The organism is Ilumatobacter nonamiensis YM16-303, assembly GCF_000350145.1.
GTDB lineage: Bacteria > Actinomycetota > Acidimicrobiia > Acidimicrobiales > Ilumatobacteraceae > Ilumatobacter_A > Ilumatobacter_A nonamiensis.
In genome coordinates this window covers 18,548-29,564 of the sequence record NZ_BAOL01000248.1, presented here as the reverse complement: position 1 = coordinate 29,564, position 11,017 = coordinate 18,548, and the positions used below count along the sequence as shown (strand labels likewise).

Annotated in this window: 9 protein-coding genes; 2 read left to right on the top strand and 7 right to left on the bottom strand. The window is 67.0% G+C overall.

Annotation, left to right across the window (positions count from 1 at the left end; translation table 11 throughout):
- The 3 genes from ON45_RS23245 to ppdK form a co-directional block, all read right to left on the bottom strand.
- Positions 1-817: hypothetical protein (locus tag ON45_RS23245; protein ID WP_040496003.1), on the bottom strand; the 817-nt coding region annotated here is incomplete at its 3' end.
- 112 nt (positions 818-929) lie between these two features.
- Positions 930-2,486: an RNA polymerase sigma factor gene (locus ON45_RS18840; RefSeq protein ID WP_040496002.1), complete on the bottom strand. Its 1,557-nt coding sequence runs from the start codon at positions 2,484-2,486 to the stop codon at positions 930-932.
- Between the two features lie 92 nt (positions 2,487-2,578).
- Positions 2,579-5,218, bottom strand: coding sequence for a pyruvate, phosphate dikinase (ppdK, locus tag ON45_RS18835; RefSeq protein ID WP_040496000.1), 2,640 nt, complete (start codon positions 5,216-5,218; stop codon positions 2,579-2,581).
- Between the two features lie 52 nt (positions 5,219-5,270).
- On the opposite strand from ppdK, the gene ON45_RS18830 reads away from it, so the two are divergent.
- A complete protein-coding gene (locus tag ON45_RS18830; RefSeq protein ID WP_040495998.1) occupies positions 5,271-6,392 on the top strand; it encodes a zinc metalloprotease in 1,122 nt (373 codons plus the stop codon).
- Between the two features lie 204 nt (positions 6,393-6,596).
- Here ON45_RS18830 and ygfZ read toward each other — a convergent pair whose 3' ends face one another.
- Positions 6,597-7,289, bottom strand: a complete 693-nt coding sequence (ygfZ, locus tag ON45_RS18825) for a CAF17-like 4Fe-4S cluster assembly/insertion protein YgfZ (RefSeq protein WP_040495996.1) — start codon at positions 7,287-7,289, stop codon at positions 6,597-6,599.
- A gap of 33 nt (positions 7,290-7,322) precedes the next feature.
- Between ygfZ and ON45_RS18820 the strand changes: the two genes are divergently transcribed.
- On the top strand, positions 7,323-7,967 hold the full coding sequence (locus tag ON45_RS18820) for a hypothetical protein (RefSeq protein ID WP_040495995.1): 645 nt from the start codon (positions 7,323-7,325) through the stop codon (positions 7,965-7,967).
- On the opposite strand, the gene trpE is transcribed toward ON45_RS18820, so the two are convergent.
- The 3 genes from trpE to ON45_RS18805 all read right to left on the bottom strand — a co-directional run bounded on the left by trpE (position 7,968) and on the right by ON45_RS18805 (position 10,965).
- Positions 7,968-9,494: an anthranilate synthase component I gene (trpE, locus tag ON45_RS18815; protein ID WP_040495994.1), complete on the bottom strand. Its 1,527-nt coding sequence runs from the start codon at positions 9,492-9,494 to the stop codon at positions 7,968-7,970. It abuts the gene before it with no gap.
- Entirely contained in the window at positions 9,491-9,844 is a 354-nt protein-coding gene (gene hisI, locus ON45_RS18810; protein ID WP_040495992.1) for a phosphoribosyl-AMP cyclohydrolase, read from the bottom strand. Before hisI ends, trpE begins: the two co-directional genes overlap by 4 nt.
- 116 nt (positions 9,845-9,960) lie before the next feature.
- Positions 9,961-10,965 (bottom strand): glutathione S-transferase family protein, encoded by a 1,005-nt coding sequence (locus ON45_RS18805; protein ID WP_040495991.1) that lies wholly within the window; start codon positions 10,963-10,965, stop codon positions 9,961-9,963.
- Positions 10,966-11,017 lie beyond the last annotated feature (52 nt).

Sequence of the window (11,017 nt, the reverse complement as noted above, 5' to 3'; positions counted from 1 at the left end):
CGTCGGTGCCGTCGTCGTCGGTGCCGTCGTCGTCAGTGCCATCGTCGTCAGTGCCATCGTCGTCGGTGTCATCGTCGTCGTCCGCCGCGGACGAACACGCTGCTTGCTCTGTCGGCGCGAGCAGCGACACGCTGACGTCACAGATCCCGACGTCCAGGTTCGCGTCGACGAGTCCGGAGCTGAGCGTTCCGACGATGTCGCCACCGCAACTCGCGTTCGAGGGTCCGATGGCGAGAATCGACAGGCCGCAGACGAGATCGGCGTCGAGGTCGGCGAGCGCCGACGTCGTCCCCCCGGGCTCGGTCGGCCCGACGTCGCCGGGGTCGGGGGTGACGCCATCGTCGACCGCCGGCGGTTGCGGCAACAGCTCCACCTCGGCCTCGGGCTCGACGACGACATCGGCGTCGACGAGCGCCGGACCTCCGCTGCCTCGACCGTTCACGCCCAGATCGACCGGCACGCGCGCGTCGATGTCGACGAGATTGCCGAGGTCGACATCTGCGGCGAGGTCGACGTCGACCTCGAGACCGCCGGGAGCAACGGTCGTGGGTGTCGGCTGCGGGGGCGGCGGCTGCGTGGGCGGCGGCGGTTCGGGTCGGTTCTCGTCGCCGCGAGTCGGGAGATCGAGGTCGATCTCGAGGTCGATCTCGATCTCCCCGTTCGGGCACAGGATGAGGAGGCAGTCATCGCTTGGGGCAGCCGAAGCGGGTGCCGGGCCGCTCACGATGCCGAGCCCCAGGGTTGCCCCGGCGATCCCGACGAGTCCGACGAGTCGGCGCCCACGGGGCGCCCTTTCGGTTCGGTTCGGATGATTCATGGATGTTCTCCTTGGTCAGCGGCACTGCCGGAATTGGCGTTGCCCTCACCTGTGCACACCCGTGAACGACCGTTCCATGACGCTCGAACCGAAAGTTTTCTCCCGGCGCGTTTCAGCTGCCGTCGCTGAGGCCGTCGACGGTCGAGCCGACACCCTGACCGAGCAGGTCGACCGCACCGAGCAGTTCGTCCACCTGCTCGTCGAGCACCTGGTCGACCACGCGGTCTGCGACTTCCGCGACCTCCTCGAGTGGAGGCTGCACGACGCTGTTCACGACGGGGAGGTCCTGGGTGGTCCGATCCACCGTCTCCACGACTGCGTCGAGATTGTCGCCGACGATCGAGTTGACCACGTCCGTGGTCCGGTCGACGACATCGGTGCCCTGGTCGACGACATCGACCACGACACCGGTCGTCGTCCGAACCACGTCGCCGAGGTCGTCTGCCTCGCTCTGCGAAGCGACGTCGACCGGGTCGGCGACCGGCGGCTCGATCGGCGGGGCGGCCGGGACGACATTGCCGATCCGGTCGGATTCGTCGTACTCGAGTACCGGATCGACGACCGCTCGACCCGGAGGAACTCGCCGGAGTTGCGCGACCCACTCGTCGACACCCGCGGTCGACGGCTCGATCCGCGATGCGGCGACGGGCGAAGCGGCGGCCTCCTCCGTCGCAGCGACCGTGTCGTCGCTCGGCTCGCCCGCCGCCGACGCAACGATCGGCACGACGGCATCGGCAGGAGTCGGCTCCTCAGGAACGATCACACCCAGTCCGACGACGAGGGCCGTGGTTCCCGCGACCGTGGCGATCGGCGTCGCCGCCACCAAGCCACCGACCGCGTGTCCGATCCGCGACAGGATCGCTCCGATCCCGAGCAGCAGTGTTCCCGCCGGGGATCGATTGCTGAGCGATGACTGCAGATCTCGGGCAGCCTCGACGACACGTGCACAATCGGCGCACTCGTCACCGTGCTGACGAACCATCTCCGCCTTGGAGGCGCGAAGTCCACCGCTGACGAATCCCGGAATCAGGGCGCGGATCGGGACACATGCCGGCACGGAGGTCGGCGACACCGACTCGGCGATGTAGGCACGTCGCAGTGCGCACCGCGCCCGGTACGCGAGCGATGCGGCCGCCGGTGCTGCGATGTTCTCACTCTCGGCAACCGCACGGGTCGGGGTGCCCTCGACCTCCACCGACCACAGCACGCGGCGGTGACGATCCGAGACCGCTCCGAACGCAGAACTCACAGCGCCCGCCGCGAAGAACGGGTCGCGCTCATCTGGGCGATCCAGTGCCTGCGGCGCCGTCGGCTCGGCGTGGCCCGTATCCGACCTCGTCCGGATCTTGATCACCGTGTTGCGGACGGACCGCAGCAGGTAGGGACGCAGCATCACGGGACTCGGTCCTGACCCGCCACGGAGAGCGCGGAGCGTGTTGCAGAACACCTCGCTCACCACATCATCGGCCTCGTACCGGTCTCGGCACAGCCGACGGGCCAGACGCGTGACATCGCTCCGGTGGCGCTCGTAGAGGGCGGCGTACGACTCCGCGTCACCCTCCCGAGCAGCGTCCATCAGCAGCGCGTCGCCGACGCGCGCGGACGTTTCCCCGTCGACGTCGCGCGACCTGGCGCGACCGACGAGGTCACCTGCAGTGCGTCCCACCATCCGCCCTCGTGGTCATGCGGCCACAGTAGGTCGCAATACCACTCAGGGCAAGAATCTTGTCACCGAACGTGTTTCGCGAGCGGTGTGTCGCGTCAGGCGTTGCGCAGGATCGCCTGGGCCGCGCTCAACCGCGCGATCGGCACGCGGAACGGGCTGCACGACACGTAGTCGAGTCCCACGCGATAGAAGAGATCGATCGACTCGGGATCGCCGCCGTGCTCACCGCACACGCCGAGCTTCAGCTTCTTCTTCGTCGCGCGACCGCGCTCGGCACCGAGTCGCACCAGGTCACCGACGCCGGTCTGGTCGATCGTGTCGAACGGGTTCCGCTTCAACAGGCCCTGCTCGAGGTAGGCTGGCATCATCCGGCTCTCGACGTCGTCACGGCTGAAGCCGAAGGTGAGCTGCGTGAGATCGTTGGTACCGAACGAGAAGAAGTCGGACACCTCGGCGATCTCGTCGGCGCGAACCGCTGCTCGCGGCGTCTCGATCATCGTGCCGATCGTGATGTCGGGCTTGTTGCGCATGCCCTTCAACGCTGCGTCGACCTCCTCCTGCACCCAGGAACGGGCGAGCGCCAACTCCTCGCGCGTGACCGTCAGCGGGATCATGATCTCGACGATCGGGTTCTTCTTGCGCTTTCGGAGTGCCGCCGCGGCATCGAGCAGCGCGCGCACCTGCATCGCGTACAGACCCGGCTTGATCACGCCGAGACGCACGCCGCGGGTGCCGATCATCGGGTTGTGTTCGGCCCAGCTCTCGGCCGCCGCGAGTTCGGCCTGCTCCTGCTCCGACAGGCCCGACGTCGCTTCTTTGATCTTCAACTCCTCGACGGGCGGGAGGAACTCGTGGAGCGGCGGGTCGAGCAGGCGGATCGTGACCGGGAGTCCGTCCATTGCTTCGAGCACCTCTTCGAAGTCCGCCTGCTGCACATCGCGCAGATCGGCGAGCGCTGCCTCCTCTTCCTCGTCGGTCGTGGCCAGGATCATCCGCCGCACGACCGGGAGACGGTCCGGAGCGAGGAACATGTGCTCGGTTCGGCACAGTCCGATGCCCTCGGCGCCGAGCTCACGAGCGTTGGCCGCGTCCTCACCGGAATCGGCGTTGGCGCGCACGGCGAGCTTGTTCTTGCGGACCTTGTCGGCCCACTGGAGGATCGTGTCGAACTCGGGCGGGGGTTCGCCACTGGCCATGTGCATCTCGCCCAGCACGACCTCACCCGTCGTCCCGTCGATCGAGATGACATCGCCCTCTGCGACGGTCACGTCGCCGACGCTGAACTGCTTGCCCGAGATCTTGATCGCCTCGGCGCCGACGATCGCCGGCGTGCCCCAACCGCGAGCGACGACCGCTGCGTGACTGACCAGGCCGCCGCGAGCGGTCAGGATGCCTTCCGCGACCATCATGCCGTGGACGTCTTCCGGGCTCGTCTCGTTGCGGACGAGGATGATCTCCTCACCGCGATCCGCTGCGTCGGCCGCCTCGTCGGCGGTGAAGTAGACCTTGCCGACCGCAGCACCGGGTGACGCACCGAGCCCGGTCGCGAGCACCGTGCCCTTGTCGGTGAACTGCGGGTGCAGCACCGAGTCGAGGTTGTCGGCAGTGACGCGCATGAGGGCGGTGTCGCGGCTGATCTTCCAGCGATCCTTGCCCTTCCCGGTGCCCTTCGTCATCTCGACGGCCATCTTCAACGCGGCCACGCCCGTGCGCTTGCCCACCCGCGTCTGCAGCATCCAGAGCTTGCCCTGCTCGATGGTGAACTCGGTGTCGCACATGTCCTGGTAGTGGCGTTCGAGTCGCTCGAAGATCTCCAACAGCTCGTCGTGGATCTCGGGGAACACGCCGATCATGTCGTCGAGGCTCTGCGTGTTGCGGATGCCCGCAACCACGTCTTCTCCCTGCGCGTTGACGAGGAAGTCACCGTACGGCTTGTTCTCCCCGGTGGCGGCGTTGCGGGTGAAGCCCACGCCGGTTCCCGAATCGTTGTCTCGGTTGCCGAACACCATGGCCTGCACGTTCACGGCGGTGCCGAGGGTGTGTGCGATGTGTTCGCGGTTGCGATAGGCGATGGCACGCGGACGGTTCCACGAGGAGAACACCGCCTCGACCGCTCCACGCAGCTGCTTCATCGGCTTCTGCGGGAACGGCTTGCCGGTCTGCTCCTTCACCAACGCCTTGTACTGATCACACAGTTCCTTCAACGCGTCAGCCGGAATGTCGGCATCGGTCTTGCCACCGACCTTCTCGCGGGCGGCTTCGAGCAGTTCCTCGAACGGTTCGCCCTCGGCGTCCATCACGATCCGCGCGTACATCGCGATGAAGCGGCGGTAGCTGTCGTACGCGAAGCGTTCGTTGTCGGTCGAGGTCGCGAGTCCTTTCACCGAACGGTCGTTGAGCCCGAGGTTCAGGACGGTGTCCATCATGCCGGGCATCGAGAACTTGGCACCCGAGCGCACCGACACGAGCAGCGGATCCTTCGGGTCGCCGAGCGTGCGGCCCATGTCCTTCTCGAGCTTGGCCACCTGCTTCTCGATCTCACCGTCGAGTTCGGACGGCCAGCCCGACTCCATGTAGGCGCGACACGCGTCGGTGGACACGGTGAATCCGCCGGGAACGGGCAGCTTCAGAACGCTGGTCATCTCGGCGAGGTTCGCCCCCTTGCCTCCGAGCAGATCCTTGTACTCCATCGGAGGGCGGCGGTGCTTGTGGTCGAAGCTGTAGACGTAAGGCATACGGCTGCTCAGCATAGATCGCCTGTCAACGACGCCGCCGTAGGCTGAACCGATGTTCCGGATTCTCGGCTTCGACGTCAAGGTGCAGTCCGGATTCCTGATCTTCATGGCGCTGATCGTCTTCCTGTATCGGGATCCGTTCGGCTACTGGTTGGCGGGATCGCTCGCCGTGCTCACCCTCATCCACGAACTCGGCCACGCCACGGCGGCACGTCGAGCCGGAGCAGAGGCATCGATCTCGCTGGGGTTCCTCGCCGGGTACGCGTCGTATCGACCCACACGACCGATCAGCCGTGCCCGCCAGGCCTGGATCTCGTTCGCCGGTCCGGGGATCCAGATCGCGGTCAGCGTGGCCGTCCTGATCGCGATGGGCTCGAATCCGCTCGAAGTGTCCTCGATGTTCGATGAGCCGGCCGCGGCGGCGATCTGGTGGGCCGGTCCGGCGATCGGTCTGCTCAACCTGATCCCCGTGCTTCCGCTGGACGGCGGCCACATCGCGACCTACGGACTCGACGCGATCGTCCCCGGTCGAGCCCATCGCTACATGCTGTACTTCTCGATCGGTGCGACCCTGGTGGGCGCCGTCGTGCTCGTCGGCACCGGCTACCGCGGCTTCGTACTCTTCATCGGTTTCCTCCTGATCACGCAGTTCCAGATGCTCAACGCGGGCAAGGCTCCCCAGGTCGCCGCCTCACCGTGGAACGTGGCTGCCGATGCACTCGACGCCGGCAAGGTCGGCAAGGCGAAGCGCATCCTCTTCTCCGCCGTGAGCCATCCCCAGCCGACTCCGACGAACCCTCCGGTCGGGCTGTCCGCCGAGCAGGCGGGCGAGCTGATCGACCTGCTCCCCCGTCCGCTTCCGCACGGCGACCGCGCGAACGAGTACGTCCTGGCGAGGATGCTGCTCGAAACCGGCCGCTTCGACGATGCGGCGCACTACGCAGCCGACTCGTTCCGCCAGCATCCCGAGACCCTGACCGCGGCGATCGTTGCCCGCTCCGCCGGAGCCCTCGGCGATCAGGAGACGGCAATCGGTTGGCTCCGTACCGCCGCGATGGCCGGCACCTCGAACGAGGGGTTGGCCGTGACCATCGACCGCGCCCCGGAACTGGCCACGATCCGCCATCACCCCGAAGTCACCAGCATCCGCAGCACCCTCACCCCGTCACCCTGACGTCGGACTCCGGTCGCGCCGAGGAAATTTCGTGTGATTCGGACGCACAGCGTCTCGATTCCACATCATTTCCGGTGACCGTGCGGACTGCGCTCGAAATCTCGAGGGATCGGGACCGTCAGCGTCTGGATTCCACGAAATTTCCCAGGGGCACGAGGGGCAGATCAGGACCGGCGGGGCGATGGTCGGGCGTGGTGGGGCGGTTCAGGTGAGGTGGGCGGGAGGACGCCCGACGTCGGCGCCGCGCTTGACGTAGGCGAGGCCGAGGCCACCGTCGCCACTCACGCTCGTGACGGCACCGACCTCCTTGCCGTCGGAGTCGTGGACCGGATCACCGGGGACCGCCCCGGACGAGAGGTCGACGATCCGCAGCGTGCGTGGGGCGTCGGCGCCACGCGAGTCCATCCGCTCGACCAGTTCCTGACCGGGATAGCAACCCTTCTGGAAGTTGACCGCGACGAGAACGACGCCCGTCGCCGTCGGGATGGTCGATCCCGGTTCGATCTCGGATCCCATCCGTGGCCAGCCGGCCGCGATCCGCGCGAGTTCGTGTTCGACCGACGGCGAGTCGACCTCGGCGTGTTCGACCGTCGTCTCGGCGTCGACCCGGATCTTGAACCGATTGATCCGAGCGAGCAGCGCGTCGCCGAAGCCGGCGTCGGTGTCGAGCACGAATTCGTCGTCGGCGGTCCGACGGATGCGCGCCAACGAGTCGACCTTCCCGGTGGGGTCGAGCACCATCGTCCAGCGGGCGGAACCGACGTCGAGGTCGCGGATCTCCTGGGCGATCTGCGACTGGAGGTAACTCGCGGCGTCAGCACCGCGAACCGTCACCCGATCGCGTGCCGCGTCATCGATGAACTCGCTGGTGGCCGTCACTGCGTCGTCGGTGTTCATGAATCCATTCTGCCGTGCCAGACTCCTGACGACATGAGCGACGACCTGACCGGCTGGAACGAGAACTCCGACGACGAGCCCCACGACGGGACCGACGAGGCGATCTACGCCGACGCGGTCGGTTCCACGAACCCCACCACCGCGCAGCTCGCTGCGCGGACCGTCGACGCGGTTCTCGGCCTGCTCCGTCGGGCCAATCGCCTCGGCGCCGGTGTGTTGATGATCGCCGGAGGCATCTGTCTCCTGACGTTCCTGCTCGGTCTCGCTGCCCTCGACGGTGGAGCTCGTACCGCGTGGATCCTCTTCGGTGGACTCGGCGTGTTCGTGGCGATCGGATCGGTCGTCCGGTCGATGTGGCGTCTCTCGGTCGTCGGCCGCTCGAGCGATCGACTGACCGACGAGGTCCAGGCATTCATCAAGGGCGACAGTGGCTCCGAGCAGACGTTGATCCAGACCGTGCAGGTGACCGAGGAATCAGGTGAGGTCGGTGTCGTGCAGGTGTCGCGCCAGTTCTCCGGGCTGCGCAGCGCTGTCGACGACGGTTCGCCGACCTACCCCGCGCTCACGAGCGCGATGCGCGCGATCACCGGATTCCCGGTGGCGATGTTGCTGGCGTCGTTCGTCGCGCTCACCTTCATTCCGGTGGCGCTGATCTTCCTCCTGATCCTGATCTTCTGATCAGGCGGTCGTGCCAGCGGCTCGGCGCGCCGCGGTCATCCGCCGAGCGGCCGGAATCGTCGCCAGCAGGCCGGCGGCCTTGTTGCGACACTCGAGGTCCTCGTCGTCGGGGACCGAGTCGGCAACGATTCCCGCACCAGCCTGGAGGCTCGCGCGCGTTCCGTCGCCGGTGATGAACATCGTACGGATCGCGATCGCCGTGTCGAGATTGCCCGACCAGTCGACGTAGCCGACGACGCCCGCATAGGGCCCGCGCTTGACCGGTTCGAGCGAGTCGATGATCTCCATCGCGCGCACCTTCGGTGCTCCGCTCACCGTGCCGGCCGGGAGCGTCGCCCGCAACACGTCGATCGGGCCGAGACCGTCGACGAGATCGCCCGACACCTGCGATGTCATGTGCATCACGTGGCTGTACCGCTCGAGGGTCATCAGCTCGTCGACGGTGATCGATCCGAACTTCGCGACACGCCCGACGTCGTTGCGGGCGAGGTCGACCAGCATCACGTGCTCGGCGCGTTCCTTCGGGTGTTCGATCAGTTCCGCCGCCATCCGGCGGTCGTGCTCGTCGGTGCGGCCGCGGCGGCGAGTCCCGGCGATCGGACGTGAGATGACCCGCCGATCGAGCAGCTGCACCATCGGCTCCGGCGACGATCCGACGATCGTCAGCTCGGGATGCTTCACGAAGTACATGTACGGCGACGGATTGACCTGGCGGAGCACGCGGTAGACGTCGAACGGGTCGGCGTCGAGGTCGAGGTCATAGCGCTGGGCCAGCACGACCTGGAAGATGTCGCCGGCGACGACGTGTTCCTTGGCGACCTCGACGGCGCGCTGATACATGCCGTTGCCCATCGTCGATTCGAGGTGAGGCAGGTCCTCGCCGGGCGTCGGCGGCTCGACGGGGGTGTACGCGAGAGGCTGCGCCAGATTCCGCACCGACTGCTCGACACGCGCGACCGCCGCGTCGTAGGCCGCGTCGACTTCGTCGCTCGACATCCCGAGCGTGGGCACGCTCTCGATCAGCGACACCCGTTGGCGCCAGTGGTCGAACGCAGCGAGTGATCCGATCACCGACATCACGGCATCGGGATACTCCCGGTCGTCGGCAGGCGTGTCGGGGAGGTGCTCGACCTCGCGGATCACGTCGTAGCCGAGAAAGCCCATCATCCCGCCGTGCAGCGGGGGAAGATCCTCGAACGTGGGACTCGAGTACTGCGCGAGCAGCGCCTCCATCGCGGAGAGGATTCCGGCGTCGGTCGGAATGTCGTCAGGCAACGGACCGTCGATCTCGACCGTTCCGTTCCGCAACACCAGGGTGGCGGACGGGTTCCAGCCCACGAAGGAGAATCGCGCCCACCGCTCGGCACCCTCGACCGATTCGAGCAGGAAGCCGGGACGATCCCCGACCAGCTTGGTGTACGCCGCGACCGGGGTCTCGAGATCGGCGAGCAGCTCGGTCCACACCGGCACCACGCCGTACGACGCGGCGTACTCGTGGAAGTCCTCGCGGGACGGTTGGATCCTCATCCGAACGAACGGAAGAAGCAGCTCCGAGCACCGGTGTGGCACGCGCCGGCACCTTCCTGCTCGACCTTGAAGAGCAGCGCGTCCGCATCGCAGTCGTAGTAGGCCTCGCGGACGAACTGGCGGTCGCCACTCGTGTCGCCCTTGCGCCACAACTCCTGGCGGCTGCGGGACCAGTAGACCATCCGACCCTCGTCGAACGTCATCTTCAGCGACTCGGCGTTCATCCACGCCAGCATCAACACATCGCCGTTCTCGACGTCCTGGGCGATCGCGGTCACCAGCCCATCGGCGTTGTACTTGACCTCCGCAAGCTGTTCGTCGGTCGCCTCGATGGTCGTCGTCTCCGGCATCGCATCATCCTACGAACGCCGACCCCGCCGCTCCCCATCCCGTTTCGCCCCCGTTTGTGTTGCAGTTCTGGCTGCCCGGGCAACCAGAACTGCAACACAAACGGGAAGGAGCGGGGTCAGGGGCGGCCGTCGGAGAGGTGGCCGAAGGCTTCGCGCTCGCGCGGTGGGCCGGGAGGCGTGCCGTCGCCGAATGGGCGACCGCCCAGCGCCTCCCGTCCGTGCGGGCTGGCCAAGCCGCGTAGATCCGGACCGAGCGGGATCACCTGCGTCGGATTGATCGGCTTGTGGACCACGTAGTAGTGCTCCTTCGCCTGCTCGAAGTTGACCGTGTCGCCGAACCCGGGGGTCTGGAACAGGTCGCGCAGGTACCCCCACAGCGCGGGCATCTCACTGATCTTGTTCCTGTTGCACTTGAAGTGGTTGTGGTACACCGCGTCGAAACGGACCAGCGTCGTGAACAGCCGGACGTCGGCCTCGGTGATCGTGTCGCCGACGAGATAGCGCTGCGCCGTCAACCGTTCCTCGAGCCAGTCGAGGCGGTCGAAGAGCACCTGATACGCCTCGTCGTACGCGCCCTGACGTGACGAGAATCCGGTTCGATACACGCCGTTGTTGACGTCGTGGTAGATCGACTCGGCCACCTCGTCGATCTCGTCGCGCAGGTGGTCCGGGTACAGCTCGGGCGCTCCGGCGCGATGGTGCGCTGTCCACTCGGTCGAGAAGTCGAGGGTGATCTGGGCGAAATCGTTGGTGACGACGACGCCGGACGGGATGTCGACGATCGCCGGGACGGTGATGCCCTTCGGATAGTCGGGAAATCGCTTCAGGTAGGCGTCCTGGATGCGTTCGATCCCGAGCACCGGGTCGACGCCGCCGGGGTCCAGGTCGAACTGCCAGCTGCGCTCGTCATGCGTCGGTCCCGCGAAAGCGAGCGAGATCGCGTCCTCCAGTCCGAGCAACCGGCGCACGATCGTCGTCCGATTCGCCCACGGACATGCGGCTGCCGCAGCAAGGCGATATCTCCCCGGTTCGACCGGCCAGTCGGCGTTCGGGTCGTCGACGATGCGGTCGGTGATGTAGTCGGTGTCGCGCTCGAATGCGCCGTCGGTGGAGACTGCCATCCACCCAGTCTGGCCGACTCCGTTGCGACCGCAACGTTGTTCCGCACGACGT